This is a genomic window from Streptomyces sp. NPDC059788, from assembly GCF_042732265.1.
In the GTDB taxonomy this organism is placed as follows: Bacteria; Actinomycetota; Actinomycetes; order Streptomycetales; family Streptomycetaceae; genus Streptomyces.
This window is the reverse complement of record NZ_JBHWHY010000005.1, coordinates 63,243-77,600: the sequence shown is the minus strand read 5'-3', so window position 1 is coordinate 77,600 and position 14,358 is coordinate 63,243. Positions and strand designations below refer to the sequence as shown.

The following is a 14,358-nucleotide window of genomic DNA, read 5'->3' as shown; positions in this document are numbered from 1 at the left end:
GGTACGGAGGGGGCGTACGTGGGTGCCGAAGGTGGGAGGGGGCCGCTCCTGCGGGGATGGGGCCTTGCCAGGGAGGCACAAGTGCGGCTCCCCCCTGGGCAGGCAGCAAACAGGACTAGACCAGTACTGTCAATGGTCCGGACCAAGACCGGTTGCGGGGCCGGGGAGTTGCCGCCGGGCGGCCGCCGGGTGCCGGACGGGTGTTCGGCGGGTGCCGGGCCGGGCGGCCCGGCCGGTCAACGCCGCTTCGTCCAGGGCCACTTCGGCCCGCCGGCCGGCCTGCCCGCCGGGTCGTACTCGTACTTCCACCCCCGGGGCAGCCCCAGCCGCCCCACCCGGCCCGGCGCCCGCCGGTACAGGTACACCGTCGGCGGGCTGCCGTCGTCGTTCGGCACCGGGATCTCGTACGTCCTCGGCGGCTGGCCGGTCGCGCCGACGAGGACCGGCAGAATCCGCCCATCCAGCGGGCCGCCGATGAACGGGGTGTTCTCGCTTCTCACCCCACCAGTCTCACATCGATTGACGGGCCGGTGAAAGTGCAGGTCAGGACACGTGCGGCGGTGCGCTGTGCGGAGGGTGCGCGGTCACAGGAGATGGGCCGCGTCGGCCACGATCGGCAGGATGCGCCGGGCCAGCTCGCCGACCGGCCCCTGCGCGGTCTCCATGGCCAGCGCCGCCCGCGCCGCCTGCGCGGCCTGCTCGTCGGACGCCGCCGTCGCGGTCAGCAGCGCGACGAAGTGGTCGACCAGCCAGTCGCGCAGTTCGTCCAGCGGCGGCCGCTTGTCCTCGTCCAGCCAGATCAGCGACGCGGCCTCGACGGCCGTGATCCACGTACGGACCGCCATCCGCAGCCGGGGGGAGGGGTTCGCGGCGCCGAGGTGGTGCAGGATCTGCTCGGCGGCGGTGCGGCGCACCTCGTCGACTATCGCGGACGTACGGGTCGTCTCGACGACGCTGCCGCCCTGGAGCAGGGCGCTGAACCCCGCGTCGTGCTCGTCGACGAACGCCAGATAGCGGTCGAGGGCCCGGCCGAGGCGCTGCGTCAGCGGGCCGTCCTCCGGCTCGTCGAAGCAGCCCTCCAGTATGTCGGCCGCGCTGCGCAGGGCGGCCTCGTACAACTGCTGCTTGCCGCCGGGGAAGTAGCGGTAGACCAGGGGCCGGGACACCTGGGCCGCGTTCGCTACGTCGTCCAGCGAGACGTCCTCGGGGGCGCGCTGGGCGAACAGGCCCAGGGCGGCGGACAGGAGTTGGGAGCGGCGCTGCTCGACACTGAGCCTGCGGTAGGCGGGTCGGGGTACTGCTGGGGCGGTGCCGCTGCCGTTCATCCCAGCAGCGTAACCGGCCTGCCCCGTGGGCGCCGGGGCGGGTTCGGGAGCGCGGGGCGCGTTCGCGCGCACGGGGCCGCGCAGCGCCGGTGCGTCCGGGGCCCGGGGCGGTCCGGCGCCGCGCCGGTGGCCCCGGGCCCGTATCGCACCCGCGTTCGCCGTTACGCCAGCAGGCCCGAGCTCTTCCAGAGCTTGCGGCCCACACCGCGCAGGACGCCGATGTCGTCCAGGAACTCCGTCAGCCGGCCCGCGCCGGACTGCATCACCTCGCGGCGGTGGCCGCTGGCCTTGACCTGGGCGACCGCCTCCCGCCGGTCCAGCCCGACGTTGGTGTAGACCTGCGGGTTGACGAAGGCGACGGAGAAGACGCGGGCCGCCTCCCCGCTGCTGACCCGGGTCAGCTCCTGCTCCCAGCGCGGCGCCGTGACCATCTGGCGGCGCAGCTCCTCGCGGGCGTAGCGGACGTGCCGGGCCTCCTCGACGACGTGGATGCGGGTCACGCCGCGCACGATCGCCTGGACCCGCTCGTCCGGGAAGGTCAGTCGCTGCATCCAGTCCAGGATCTCCTCGCCGAGCAGCGTGCAGGCGAACGAACCGGGTGTCGTGGAGACCGTCTTGAGGACGCGCGCCAGGTTGTGGTTGAGGCGCGAGACGGGATACGTGGGCGCCCCGCCCTTCTGGATCATGCGTGCGAACATCTTGGAGTGCCGGCACTCGTCGGCTATCTCGGTGAGTGCGTAGCGGACGTGCGCGCTGGTGACGGACTTGTCGTAGATGTGCCGCACCAGCAGCTGCATCAGGATGATCTCGAACCAGATGCCCAGCGAGGCCAGCGACGCGGCCTCGTGGCGGGACAGCTCCATCCGTTGCTCCTCGGACATCTTCTTCCACATCGGGGTGTCGTAGAGGGACACCAGCTCCGGCGGCCAGAACCACTTGCCCTCTTCCAGGGGCGCGTCCCAGTCGAGTTCGGTGTCCGGGTCGAAGGAGTGCTTGGCGGAGGAGTCGAGCAGTCGTTCCGCCACCTGCTCGCGGTCCTTGAGCAGCCCGAGGGCGTCCCGGAGGACTTCCGGCTCCGTCACGGTGGTCGCTGTCGTCACGGTCGTCATGGCTGTGGTTACCTCGCTCGTGGGTTACCCGCGGTCACGTCTTATGAGACTGCGTGTCAGCAAGCCAGTCAATCCCCTGCGCACGACTTATTGACCCGCCGGTAAGTCCCGTGTGAGCCTGCCAACGACCGGCTCCGGTACGGGGGTCGGGCGGGAGCGAGGAGGCACACGTGTCGAGCCGCGAGCTGTACGCACAGGACCCGGGCGGCTATCTGTGGACCGTGCCGGCGGGCAGTCCGGCCCGTTTCAGCTGGGAGTACGACGACGGACGGGAGCGGCTCCTCGCCCTCTACCGAAAGGGCAAGGACAAGCAGTGGGACGCCGATCTGCGCATCGACTGGGCGCAGGAGGTGGACCCGTACAACCCGCTCGGCACCCCGGACGAGTCGGTCTCCCTGTACGGCACACCGCACTGGGACCGGATGTCGGACAAGGAGCGCGGCGAACTGCGGCAGCACTACGCGTCCTGGCAGTTCAGCCAGTTCCTGCACGGCGAACAGGGCGCGATGGTGTGCGCGGCGCGGATCGTGGAGACCGTCCCCGACCTCGACGCGAAGTTCTACTCCGCGACCCAGACCATGGACGAGGCCCGGCACGCCGAGATCTACAGCCGCTTCCTCAAGGACAAGATCGGGATGCTCTACCCGGTCAACGACAACCTCCGGGCACTCCTGGAGGACACCCTCAGGGACTCCCGCTGGGACATGCCCTACCTGGGAATGCAGGTACTCATCGAAGGCCTGGCGCTGGCCGCCTTCGGCATGATCCGCGACACCACCACCATGCCGCTGCCCAAGCAGATCCTCGCCTACGTCATGCAGGACGAGGCCCGGCACGTCGCCTTCGGGCGGCTGGCGCTGCGCGACTACTACCAGCAGCTCACCGACGCCGAACTGCGCGAACGCGAGGACTTCGTCATCGAGGGCTGCTACCTGATGCGCGACCGCCTGCGCGGTCTTGAGGTCCTGGAGAACTTCGGCGTCCCCCACCAGGAGGCCGCCGAGATCACCGAGCAGTCGGAGTTCCTCCACCTCTTCCGCAAACTGCTCTTCAGCCGCATCGTGCCGTGCGTGAAGGACATCGGCCTGTGGGGCGAACGCCTCCAGCGCGCGTACGTGGACATGGGCGTCTTCGACCTCGGCGACTCCAACCTGGACCGGCTGATGGCCCAGGACGAGGAACTGGCCGAACAGCTCGACGCGGAACGCTTCGCGAAGGAGGAGCGCGAACGGACGGCTGAGGTGGCCGAGACGATCGCGCGGGGGGCCGGGGACACGGACTGACACCGTGCCCCGGCCCGCACGCGGCCGGCCGTCAGCGGCGCCCCGAGCGCGCGAGCCATCGGCCGTCGTGGCGCGTCACCTCGATGGGACGGCCGAAGCAGGCCGTCATGCGGTCGCCGGTGAGGACGTCCGCCACCGGGCCCAGCGCCTGCACACGGCCCTCGCGCAGGAGCAGCGCGTGGCCGATGGCGGGGGACAGCTCTTCCAGGTGGTGGGTGACCGTGATGGTCGCCAGGCCGGGGCGGCCTTCGGCCAGGCGGTGCATGGTGTCGATCAGGTCCTCCCTGGACGGCAGGTCGAGCGCGTTGAACGGCTCGTCCAGGAGGAGCAGCGACGGGTCGGCCATCAGCGCGCGGGCGATCAGGAGGCGGGCCCGCTGACCGCCGGAGCACACACCGATCGGCCGGTCCGCCAGGTCCTTGCAGTCCAGCTCGGCGAGCAGTTCGTGCGCGCGCTCACGGGTGGCGTCGTCGTACTTCCCCCACAGCGGCTGCACGGTGCCGGTCGCACCGGTCAGCACCACCGTGTGGCCGGTCGCGTCCTGGGGCACCTTCTGCGCACTGGAGACTAGGCCGATCGCGGCACGCAGTTCGCGTACGTCCACGGTGCCGAGGCGGTGGCCGAGCACCTCGACCGTGCCGGTCGTGGGGAACATCAGCGCGCCGATCAGCCGCAGCACGGTGGTCTTGCCCGCGCCGTTGGCGCCGAGCAGCGCCCAGTGCTCACCGGTGCGTACGGTCCAGTCGATGCCGTCGAGGATGACCTGCCCGGTGGTGAAGCGGCGGACGCTCGCGTCGTGGAGGGCCGCGATCACACGGTTTCCAGGGGCCGAGGGGGCGGTGGGGTCCGAGGGCTCCGAGGTCGTCATGGCGGGCAGGTTAGCTGTATGGGGCAGCTTTGTGTGGCGGGTGTCCGCGGTGTGGACCGGAAAGGGGCCCGCCGGTGGCGCTATGCCAGCCCGAGCAGGCCCCGCACCCGCGAGTACTTCACGGTCAGCCGCTCCCGCGTCGCCGCGTCCAGCACCGCGAGCCGCGCCGGGTCCGCGTTGTGCGCCAGATCCGCTTCCTTGATCAGCAGCGCGCCGGGCGTCGCCAGGATGCGGGCCGCATACGCCTCGACCGGCTCGCCCGGAATCCTGGTCACCGCGCGGACCATCGCCTTGGTGCGCGCGGTGAGCGCGGCGTCCGCCAGCCACGCGGGCGTGAGCGCGTCGTCCTCGACGGCGTCGTGCAGCCAGGCGGCGGCGATCTGCTCGTCGCTGCCGCCGCGCGCCCGTACGCCCTCGGCGACCGCGGCCAGGTGCTCCGCGTAGGGCCGGCCGGCCTTGTCCGTCTGCCCCTCGTGGGCCCGGCGCGCCAGCGCCTCGACCTCGTCGAGGGTCAGCAGTGCCCGCTCACCGGCCCGGCGCCCGTGCCCCCGCTGTCTCATGCGTCCCCCGCCCGTCCACGGCCCCTGTCCGCCGTACGTCACCGTAGCGCGGCCCGCATCACCGCGCGGGCGATGGGCGCGGCGCTGCCGCCGCCGCTGATGTCCGCGCGGTTGGCGGCCGCGTCCTCGACGACCACCGCCACGGCCACCGCCGGGTCGTCCGCCCCGTCCTGCTGCGCCCAGGAGATGAACCAGGCGTACGGCGTGCCCTTGTTGTCCACCCCGTGCTGCGCGGTGCCGGTCTTGCCGCCGACGGTGGCGCCGTCGATCGCGGCGCCGGTGCCGGTGCCCCGGGTGACCACGCCGGTCATCAGCTCCCGGAGGTGCCGCGCGGTGCCGCGGCTCATCGCCCGGTGCAGGGTCTTCTGGCGGGTGGCGGAGACGGTTCCGCCGTGCGCGTCGGTCATCCGGTCCACCAGATAGGGGGAACGTACCTCGCCGTCGTCGGCCACCGCGGCGGCGACCATCGCCATCTGGAGCGGGGTGGCCGAGGTGTTGTACTGGCCGATGGCCGACAGCGCGACCTGCGCCTGGTCCATGTCGGTGTCGAAGTTGCTGCGGGCCGCGCGTGAGGGGATCTTCAGGTCCTCGTCGTTGAAGCCGAAGTTCTCCGCGGTCGCGGCCAGGTCGCGCAGGCCGACGTCCACGCCCAGGTGCGCGAAGACGGTGTTGCAGGAGCCCTCGAAGGCGTGCCGCAGGGACGCGTTCTCGCAGCCGTCCGCCTCGTTGGTGAGCTGGGTGGACGTCCCCGGAAGGGGGTACGGGTCGGGGGTGTCGGTGGCCGCGTCGAGGCCGGTGACCTTGCGGTGGTCCAGCGCGGCCGCGGCCGTGACGACCTTGAAGGTGGAGCCCGGCGGGTACGTTTGCCGCAGGGCGCGGTTGACCATCGGCTGATCGCCGCCGCCGGTGAGCCGGCTCCAGGCCCCGGTGACCGACGGCCCGGTGCCGGCCAGCTCGTTCGGGTCGTACGACGGTGTGCTGGCCAGCGCGAGGATCTTTCCGGTCCGCGGCTCGACGGCGGCCACCGCGCCCTTCTTGCCGCCCAGCCCCTCGAACGCGGCCTGCTGCGCCGCCGCGTCGATCGTGGTGACCACGTCGCCGCCCGGCTGCTGCTCGCGGGTGATGTCGGTCCACAGCGGGAGCGGGGCGAGCCGGGGGTCGGTGCCGGACAGCACGTCGTCCCCGGCGTTCTCCAGCAAGGTGGTGCCGTACGTCTGGGAGGCGTAGCCGGTGACGGGCGCGTACAGCGGCCCCTGGGTGTACGTCCGCTCGTACCGCAGCCGCTCGCCGCTGTCGCGGGAGCCGGTGACGGGCCGGCCGCCGACGAGGATGTCGCCGCGGGGCTGGCTGTAACGGGCCATGACGGGGCGCCGGTTGGCGGGGTTGCCGGTGTAGTCGTCGGCCTCGAAGACCTGGACGCGGGCGGCGTTCAGGAGCAGCGCGACGAGCAGGACGAGGGCGAAGGCGCTGGCCCGGAGGATGTAGCGGTTCACTGGTCCCTGCCCTGGTCGGCGTGGTCGGTGCCGGGGCCCGCCACCGCGATCAGGCCGGTCTCGGCGGGGGCCGGGGGCGGCCTGCGGGCGCTGTCGCTGAGCCGGATGAGCAGCGCGATGATGATCCAGTTGGTGACGACGGACGAGCCGCCCTGGGCGAGGAACGGCATCACCATCCCGGTCAGCGGGATCAGGCCCATCACCCCGCCCGCGATGACGAAGACCTGCACGGCGAGCAGCGACGCGAGCCCCACGGCCAGCAGCCGCCCGAACGGGTCGCGCAGTGCCAGGCCCGCCCGGTAGCCGCGGGCGACCAGGAGCGCGTACAGGAGGAAGAGCGCGGTCAGGCCGACCAGGCCCAGTTCCTCGCCGTAGGTGGCCAGGATGAAGTCCGACTTCATGGCGAAGCCGATGAGGACGGAGTGCCCCTCGCCCAGACCGGTGCCGAGCAGGCCGCCGGCGGCGAAGGCGAACAGCGACTGGGCGAGCTGGCTGGCGCCGCGGCCCGCCGCGCTGCTCGCGAACGGGTGCAGCCAGTCCGCGACCCGGCTGTGCACATGCGGTTCGAGGGAGCCGACGACGACCGCGCCGACGGCGGCGAGCAGCAGGCCCACCGCGATCCAGCCGGTGCGGCCGGTGGCCACGTACAGCAGGACGACGAAGACGCCGAAGAAGAGCAGCGAGGTGCCCAGATCGCGTTCGAGGACCAGGACGCCGACGCTGACCAGCCAGACGGCGGCGACCGGGCCGATCACCCGGGCGGTGGGGAACTGGAACTTCCACATCCGTTTCCCTGTATGGGCGAGGGCGTCGCGGTTGGCCGCCAGATAGGCGGCGAAGAAGACGGTGAGGAGGATCTTCGCGAACTCTCCGGGCTGGAAGGAGAAGCCCGCCACTCTGATCCAGATCCTGGCCCCGTTCACGGCGGGGAAGAGGATCGGCAGGATCATCACGGCGAGGCCGGCGGCGACCGACAGGTAGGCGTAGCGCTGGAGGGTGCGGTGGTCGCGCAGCAGCAGGACGACGGCGGCGAACAGGCCGACGCCGAGGGCGGACCAGACCAGCTGCGTGGGCGCCGCCCGGTTCCCGGGCGTCTCCAGGTCGAGCCGGAAGATCAGTACCAGTCCGAGCCCGTTCAGGAGGATGGCGATCGGGAGCAGCAGGGGGTCGGCGCAGGGCGCCCGCATGCGCACGGCGAAGTGACCGAGGAGGGCCAGGGCGCCCAGGCCCGCTCCGTAGCTCGCCGCGTCGCCCGGGACGGCGTTCTGCCGGGCGAGCCCGACGTCGATGTACCCGCAGACGCTGATGAGGACGGCGCCGACGAGGAGGGCGAGTTCGGTGCCCCGGCGTCCGGGTGTTCTCAGGCCCGGTGGGGGAGCGTCCGCCGTGGATGCGGTCATGCCAGGCAACGTAGCAAGCGTGGGGATATATGTCCTTTATGTCGGGACGGGCGGGGCGCGTGGTGCGAGGTGGCGGTTGACGGTCGGGCGGGGTGGTCGGCAGAGGAGAGGGGCAGGGGGCGCGGGGGAGGGGCGCGAAAGGGGCGTACGGGCACGATGGGCCGGCGGACGGGGTGGCGTCGCTCCGGCCCCGGGGGCCGGGTGGGCATGATTGCGGGGTCGGGTGGGCATGGTTCGCGCGCGGGGCGGGGGCGTGCCGGGGGCCGGCGAGGGTCCGGTGGTGTCCCGGGCGGGCGGGGCCGGGTGGCGCGCCGGGGGTGGACGTCGGAAACGGCGTACGGGTTGCCTCGTTCGCCCATGACGGAAACGGCGGGCCGCATACCCCCGCGTACGGTTGGCTTTCGCCCATGACGACCGGTACCCGCACAGCCCGGCCGCCTCGCGAAGCGGCGGCGGCCTACTGGCCCGTGGGCGGGGCCAGTTCGCGCGGGCCCCGGGGCTTCGAGGTCGTCTCAGGGAGAGCCCCTAAGGGGAGGACAGGGGTTGTTCCGTGATTGCGTGCAATGGCAGTTTGTAAACTCGCCCTCAGACCACGCGCACACATATGTACAAGGCTGAGCTCGTCACGCTGGATGCGGCCGACCGGTCCATGGCGCACGTCACATCCGCGAACGCCGAGCGGATGTCCCGGCGTTCGGCAGCCCTTACCGGGGACCGCCGAGGGCGGGTGACCGTCCCCCTCGACGAAAGGCAGTATTAGCGTCATGACGACTCTCCGTTCCCGGATCATCGCCTGGGCCGGCCGCCTGTATATGGCAAGGACGCGGAAGAAGGGCTTCGACCTGTCTCGGATGTCTTTCTTGCCCGAGTCTGTGTTGATGCCGCTGCGGCGGGACGGGCTGGACCCGGTAGGCGAGCTGGCTACGGTGCGTGAGAAGGAGCCCATCAGCAAGCTGCCGGTGCCGATCGCCGCCAATGTGTGGCTGGTCACCGGTTACGACGAGGTCAAGGCCGTCCTGGGCAAGGGCAACGCCTTCAGCTCCGACTTCACCAACCTCATCGGCCAGGCCGGTGCCAGTACCGACCAGAACCCCGGCGGCCTCGGATTCGCCGACCCGCCGGTGCACACCCGGCTGCGCCGCCTGCTGACGCCCGAATTCACCATGCGCCGCCTCGGCCGGCTCACGCCCCGTATCCACGAGATCGTGGAGGAGCGGCTGGACGCCATGGAGAAGGCCGGCCGCTCCGGTGAGCCGGTCGACATCGTGGAACACTTCGCGCTGCCGATTCCGTCGCTGGTCATTTGCGAACTCCTCGGCGTGCCGTACGAGGACCGCGCGGACTTCGAGCGGCTGAGCGCCGCGCGTTTCGACCTTTTCAGCGGCGCCAACGCGTCCTTCGGCGCCATATCGGAATCGCTCTCCTATTTCCGCGAGGTGGTCAAGAAGCAGCGCGAGAACCCGGGTGACGGTCTGCTCGGCATGATCGTGAAGGAGCACGGCGACTCGGTCAGCGACGAGGAGCTGGCGGGCCTCGCGGACGGCGTGCTGACCGGCGGCTTCGAGACGACCGCGAGCATGCTGGCGCTGGGCGCCCTGGTCCTCCTCCAGGACTCCTCGCACTTCGCGGCCCTCAAGGACGGCGACGAGGCGGCCGACCGCTACGTGGAGGAGCTGCTGCGCTACCTCACCGTCGTCCAGGTGGCCTTCCCCCGCTTCGCGCGGGAGGACCTGGAGATCGCGGGGGTGCCGATCACCAAGGGCGACGTGGTGCTGTGCTCGCTCAGCGGCGCCGACCGGGACGGCAAGCTGGGGCCCGACATGGAGCGCTTCGACCCGTCCCGCAACGTCCCCTCGCACCTCGCCTTCGGCTACGGCATACACCGCTGCGTCGGGGCCGAGCTGGCCAAGATGGAGCTGCGCGCCGCCTACCCCGCGCTGGTACGGCGCTTTCCGAACATGCGGCTCGCGGTGGAGCCGGCGGACCTGGCGTTCCGCAAGCTGTCGATCGTCTACGGTATCGAGTCGCTGCCGGTCCGCCTGGACGGCTGAGCCGGATTTCCCCTTCCCCGGCGCGGGCGGGGTGAAATTCGGCGGTCCGCCGCGCGGAATCCGGAAAGCGGTCGCTTTCTCGACGACCGGGTGCCCGGCCGAAAGGCCGAGCGCCCGGTCGTTCCGTTTCGTCCTTACGGCCGAGCGGCGCATAATTCCGCCGGGACCAAGGTCCCGGAAAGGCCGGGAGTTGCGTGGCCGTGTCCTCATCTTGGGCGGTCTGTTACGTGTCCGGAGATTTCCCGTGATGCGGGGTGAATAGCTTCATCGGTGTCGCCGACGCACCGAGCGGACCGCGACCCCCACTCCGGAAAACCGCAAAGGAAATCCTGATGGCCAGCACCCGTCGCCGCACCCTTGTCCGTACCACCGCCGCAGCGGCCGTCGCCGGTTCCGTGCTGCTGCTGCCCGCCGCTGCCGCCTTCGCCGACAGCCCGCAGCCGGCCGGCGCACCGTCGGCGAAGCCCTCGGAGAACTCCGGGACGCCGGGGAACAAGGGCGAGGAGCAGAAGAAGGACCAGCAGAAGGACCAGCACAATGATCAGCAGAAGAGCGAGCGCAAGCTGATCCGTACGCAGAGCCTGTCCGGCGGATTCACCGCCAAGATTTACCGGCTGGGCCCGGACCATTTCCAGGCCGACATGTACGCCAAGGAGCCGGCCACCGGCAAGCTCACCAAGATGGACACGCTGGAGTCCAAGGGCGGCAAGCCCGCCTACGGCCAGCACAATGGCGCGCACTTCGTCCTGCGGCCCGACGGTTCCATGACCTCGTGGGCCGAGGGCGGCGACAAGAAGAAGGACGACAGGCACAAGGAGCAGCAGAAGGACGCCACGAAGGACCGGCGGCAGTCGCAGCACGGCGACGGCCGGCAGACCCGGGTCACTCCGAAGGGCGGCGTCAAGGCCGGTGCCGAGGGCGTCGGCGAGACGCCGGACACCCCGGCCGTACTGCTGGCCGGCGGCGGTGCCGCCGCTGCCGCCGCGGGCCTCGGCTTCGCGCTGCTGCACCGCCGCAAGGCCGGCGAGGACGCCTGAGCCGCCGGATCGGCCCGGGGCGGGCCGCCGCTCCCTCACCGCAGCGGCCCGCCCCGCCGCCGCCCCGACGCCGCCTCCGTCGACTCCCCACCGCTTCTCCCTCCCGTACGCATCAGGAGCCACCGTGACCCCGCCCACCACGCCCCGCCACGGCCGCATCGGACGCACCGCCGCGCTGAGTGTCCTCGCGCTCGCCGTCAGCGGTGTCCTGACCGCCTGCGGCGGCGGCCCCGGCCCGGACGTGCGGATGGACGACGCCGCCCGCCCGGCCGGACAGGCCGCCGCGCCGATGAAACGGTCCGAGCCCGTCCGCGTACAGATCCCGTCGGCCGGGGTCGACAGCCGCCCGGTCCTCCCGCTCGGGCTCACCGGCGACGGCGAACTGGACGTGCCGCCGGTGGACAAGGCGGACAAGGCGGGCTGGTTCACCAAGGGGGTCACCCCCGGCGAGAAGGGCCCGGCCGTCCTCGTCGCCCACTACGACACGGCCAAGGGCCCCGCGCTGATGAAGAACGTCCGCAAGATGAAGACCGGCGACGTCATCGAGGTCGGCCGCGCCGACGGCTCCACCGCCACCTTCAGAGTCCGCGAGGTCCAGCAGGTCGACAAGAAGGACTTCCCGACGGACAAGGTGTACGGCGACACCGACCGCCCCGAGCTGCGCCTGCTCACCTGCGGCGGCCCGATCGTGGGCGGCCACCGCTCGGACAACATCGTCTTCTACGCGGACCTGGTGAAGTGACCCGCGAAGCACGCCCGTCCGCACCCCCGCGCCGGTACCGCCCGCGGCACCTGCTGCCCGCCGCCGCGCCCGCGGCCGGCCTCGCGCTGCTGCTCTGCGGCTGCGGCGCCTCGGGCCAGGCCCTGGTCGCGCGCCCGGCGGCCACCGCCTCCGCCCCGGTCCGGCTGTGGCCGGACCGGCCGAAGCCCGAACACCCCGCGGGCAGGCCGGAGCCGGCGGCCCCGGACCGGGTGCCCGGCATCCCCCGGGCGCCCGGCGGCGACATCCGCGCGCTCTCCCCGCTCGCCGTCGTGCAGGCCGAGGTCGCCGCGCACCCGGGTGTGGTCACGGGAGGCGACGGGATGTACGCGGCCACCGCCCGCCGGATCGCGGCGTGCACCGGGATCGGCGCGCCGGGCTGCCCGCTGCGCGAGCCCTGCTTCCACGACCTGACCGGCAACGGCAGGGACGACCTGGTCATCGGCTTCGAGGACACCCCCGGGGACGGCGGTTCCGGCGGCGGGACCACCGGTGGCTCCGGGGACGACGGGTCGCTGGGGCTGCGCGTGTACACCCTCGACCACGGCGTTCTCGTCCGCATCCTGTCCACGCACGTGCGCCCGCTGTCCGTCGAGGTGGCGGGCCGTGAACTGATCGTGCGCGAGCCCGCCGAACTGCCCGGCTACGAGAACCGTTCGGTGTACGCGTGGGACGCGGCGCTGCGCGGGATGACGCTGCGCCGCGAGGAGATCCGCCGGACTCGCCACTGACGCACACCGGCGTACGGCGACGCACGCCGCCGTACGCCGGGCGCGGCCGGACCCGGCACCGCCGCTACTCCGGGCGCAGCGCGACCGGCAGGCTGGTGACGCCGCTGAGCAGGTTGGAGTAGTTGCGGCGGGTGTCCCCGCGCAGTTCCACCGAGGCGACGACCTCGCGCAGCCCGGTCAGCATGGCGGCGATCTCCGCCCGGCCCAGGTAGGCGCCGAGGCAGAAGTGCGGGCCGTAGCCGAAGGACAGGTGCTTGTTGGGGGTGCGGCCGAGCAGGAACCGCTCCGGGGCCTCGAAGACGTCCTCGTCCATGTTCGCCGAGTCGTTCCACAGCGTGACGATGTCCCCGGCCTTGATCACCTGGCCCTGCCCGCCGACCGGGACGTCCTCCAGCGCCGTACGGCCGAAGTGCAGCGCGGGCGTCGTCCACCGCAGGATCTCGTCGACGGCGGCGGGGATGTCCGCCTCGCCGCTCTTCAGCGCCCGCCACTGCTCCGGGTGTTCGACCAGGGCGAGCACCCCGCCGGTCATCGACATCCGGCTGGTCTCGTCACCGCCGATGATCAGGCTGTAGCAGTTGACCACGATCTCGTCCATGGTCAGCGGCCGGCCCTCGATCAGGCCGGTGGCCAGCACGCTGACCGCGTCGGTGCCCGGGTTCTTCCGGCGCTCCTCGGCCAGCGTGCCGAAGTACGCGAGGATGTCGTTGCGCGCCTGCCACGCGGCGGCGGGCGACTGGGCGGCGCCGTCGTTGCCGAGGGCGGTCGCGGTCAGCTCCAGCACCTTCGCGCGGTCCGCCTCGGGCACGCCCATCAGGTCGCAGATCGCGGTGAGCGGGATGTCCGCCGCCACGTCCCGGGCGAAGTCGCACTCCTCGCGGGCGACGGCCTCGACGAGCAGCGCGCGGGTGGACTGCCGGATGTTCTCCACCACGCCTTCCAGCGCGCGCGGCGAGAAGGCCTTGAGCAGGATCTTGCGGATGTCGGAGTGCCGGGGCCCGTCCGTCACCGCGGCCATCATGCCCGCGGCGGAATCCCCGCCCATCAGCAGCGTGGTGAGGACATTTCCCTTCTCCGACGTGAACCGTTTGTTGTCCCGGTAGATTTCGGAGACATCCGCGTGCCGGGAAACGACCCAGAAGCCCGGGGCACCGCCGACGGAGGGGTGCCAGTAGAACGGCTGTGTTTTGCGCAGCCGGCGCCAGACCTCGTACAGGTCGTACTCGGCGTGGGTGCGCGGGTCGGTCAGGTCGAGTGTGGCTATGTCACCCGGACTCAGCATGATGCGGCTGGGCATGGATTCACCTGCTCCTTAGGCTCCTTGGCACGCGCCGGCGAGATCGCCGTGGTCGCCGCTTTCGGTCTGTGGCCCCGGCGTTGTCCGCCGGCGGCCGGCCATGGTCCCCCGTGGCCCGGTGGCCGGAGTCGCCCATGCGGCCGCTCCGCATTTTCACAGTAGCAACTCGGCGCGTATCGGCGGAGGTCGCGCCCGCCGCGCGCGGGCGGATTCCGCCGCGCGGGCGCCGGCGCCCGAAAAGCGAAGTGGCCATTCCGGTTGGGCGGGATTCGGCCGTCCCGGCCGCCGCCCCGGCCGGCCGGACGCCCGCGGCGGCGGTGCGCCCCGGTGCCTGTCCCATCCCGGGGAACCCTTCCTGACCAGCGTGTATCCGTGTTCGCGCGGTGGCGCCCGACGGCCACGGCGGCGGCGTGGCCGTCTTCTTGACGCCTTCACAGGACTGCT

13 protein-coding genes are annotated in these 14,358 nt (G+C 72.1%); 5 read left to right on the top strand and 8 right to left on the bottom strand.

The genetic code is table 11. The features are described 5' to 3' along the window. Positions 1-236: 236 nt before the first annotated feature. The 3 genes from ACFV57_RS06045 to ACFV57_RS06035 all read right to left on the bottom strand — a co-directional run bounded on the left by ACFV57_RS06045 (position 237) and on the right by ACFV57_RS06035 (position 2,434). Positions 237-500, bottom strand: a complete 264-nt coding sequence (locus ACFV57_RS06045; RefSeq protein WP_385226193.1) for a hypothetical protein — start codon at positions 498-500, stop codon at positions 237-239. Between the two features lie 84 nt (positions 501-584). Next, positions 585-1,325, bottom strand: a complete 741-nt coding sequence (locus ACFV57_RS06040; protein ID WP_385226191.1) for a TetR/AcrR family transcriptional regulator — start codon at positions 1,323-1,325, stop codon at positions 585-587. 161 nt (positions 1,326-1,486) lie between these two features. Further along, complete coding sequence (locus tag ACFV57_RS06035; RefSeq protein WP_385226189.1) at positions 1,487-2,434, bottom strand: diiron oxygenase; 948 nt, start codon at positions 2,432-2,434, stop codon at positions 1,487-1,489. A 170-nt stretch (positions 2,435-2,604) separates the two neighbouring features. Between ACFV57_RS06035 and ACFV57_RS06030 the strand changes: the two genes are divergently transcribed. Then, positions 2,605-3,717, top strand: a complete 1,113-nt coding sequence (locus ACFV57_RS06030) for a ferritin-like domain-containing protein (protein ID WP_385226187.1) — start codon at positions 2,605-2,607, stop codon at positions 3,715-3,717. A 31-nt stretch (positions 3,718-3,748) separates the two neighbouring features. Here ACFV57_RS06030 and ACFV57_RS06025 read toward each other — a convergent pair whose 3' ends face one another. From ACFV57_RS06025 to ACFV57_RS06010, 4 genes are all read right to left on the bottom strand, one after another. Further along, a complete protein-coding gene (locus tag ACFV57_RS06025) occupies positions 3,749-4,585 on the bottom strand; it encodes an ABC transporter ATP-binding protein (protein WP_385226185.1) in 837 nt (278 codons plus the stop codon). A gap of 80 nt (positions 4,586-4,665) precedes the next feature. After that, positions 4,666-5,145 (bottom strand): HD domain-containing protein, encoded by a 480-nt coding sequence (locus tag ACFV57_RS06020; protein ID WP_385226183.1) that lies wholly within the window; start codon positions 5,143-5,145, stop codon positions 4,666-4,668. A 38-nt stretch (positions 5,146-5,183) separates the two neighbouring features. Then, positions 5,184-6,638 carry a penicillin-binding transpeptidase domain-containing protein gene (locus ACFV57_RS06015; protein ID WP_385226181.1) on the bottom strand — a complete coding sequence of 485 codons (1,455 nt, stop codon included), beginning with the start codon at positions 6,636-6,638 and terminating at the stop codon, positions 5,184-5,186. After that, positions 6,635-8,038, bottom strand: coding sequence for an FtsW/RodA/SpoVE family cell cycle protein (locus tag ACFV57_RS06010; protein ID WP_385226179.1), 1,404 nt, complete (start codon positions 8,036-8,038; stop codon positions 6,635-6,637). The genes ACFV57_RS06015 and ACFV57_RS06010 overlap by 4 nt, the downstream gene beginning before the upstream one ends. Positions 8,039-8,850: 812 nt before the next feature. On the opposite strand from ACFV57_RS06010, the gene ACFV57_RS06005 reads away from it, so the two are divergent. From ACFV57_RS06005 to ACFV57_RS05990, 4 genes are all read left to right on the top strand, one after another. Continuing rightward, positions 8,851-10,089: a cytochrome P450 gene (locus ACFV57_RS06005; RefSeq protein WP_385226493.1), complete on the top strand. Its 1,239-nt coding sequence runs from the start codon at positions 8,851-8,853 to the stop codon at positions 10,087-10,089. Between the two features lie 332 nt (positions 10,090-10,421). Beyond that, positions 10,422-11,126, top strand: a complete 705-nt coding sequence (locus ACFV57_RS06000; protein ID WP_385226177.1) for a hypothetical protein — start codon at positions 10,422-10,424, stop codon at positions 11,124-11,126. 124 nt (positions 11,127-11,250) lie between these two features. Further along, positions 11,251-11,868, top strand: a complete 618-nt coding sequence (locus ACFV57_RS05995; protein ID WP_385226175.1) for a class F sortase — start codon at positions 11,251-11,253, stop codon at positions 11,866-11,868. Beyond that, entirely contained in the window at positions 11,865-12,617 is a 753-nt protein-coding gene (locus tag ACFV57_RS05990) for a hypothetical protein (RefSeq protein ID WP_385226173.1), read from the top strand. The genes ACFV57_RS05995 and ACFV57_RS05990 overlap by 4 nt, the downstream gene beginning before the upstream one ends. Positions 12,618-12,681: 64 nt before the next feature. Here the strand turns inward: ACFV57_RS05990 and ACFV57_RS05985 are convergent, their stop codons facing one another. Next, the gene (locus ACFV57_RS05985; protein ID WP_385226171.1) at positions 12,682-13,914 is read right to left on the bottom strand and encodes a cytochrome P450; all 1,233 of its coding nucleotides are present in this window, start codon (positions 13,912-13,914) and stop codon (positions 12,682-12,684) included. Positions 13,915-14,358: the final 444 nt, after the last annotated feature.

Excerpts from the sequence above, each read along its gene's own strand:
- ACFV57_RS06025 (WP_385226185.1), bottom strand. The coding sequence starts at position 4,585 with ATGACGACCTCGGAGCCCTCGGACCCCACCGCCCCCTCGGCCCCTGGA.
- ACFV57_RS06040 (WP_385226191.1), bottom strand. The coding sequence starts at position 1,325 with ATGAACGGCAGCGGCACCGCCCCAGCAGTACCCCGACCCGCCTACCGC.
- ACFV57_RS06010 (WP_385226179.1), bottom strand. The coding sequence starts at position 8,038 with ATGACCGCATCCACGGCGGACGCTCCCCCACCGGGCCTGAGAACACCC.
- ACFV57_RS05985 (WP_385226171.1), bottom strand. The coding sequence starts at position 13,914 with ATGCCCAGCCGCATCATGCTGAGTCCGGGTGACATAGCCACACTCGAC.
- ACFV57_RS06035 (WP_385226189.1), bottom strand. The coding sequence starts at position 2,434 with ATGACGACCGTGACGACAGCGACCACCGTGACGGAGCCGGAAGTCCTC.
- ACFV57_RS06020 (WP_385226183.1), bottom strand. The coding sequence starts at position 5,145 with ATGAGACAGCGGGGGCACGGGCGCCGGGCCGGTGAGCGGGCACTGCTG.
- ACFV57_RS06000 (WP_385226177.1), top strand. The coding sequence starts at position 10,422 with ATGGCCAGCACCCGTCGCCGCACCCTTGTCCGTACCACCGCCGCAGCG.
- ACFV57_RS06005 (WP_385226493.1), top strand. The coding sequence starts at position 8,851 with ATGGCAAGGACGCGGAAGAAGGGCTTCGACCTGTCTCGGATGTCTTTC.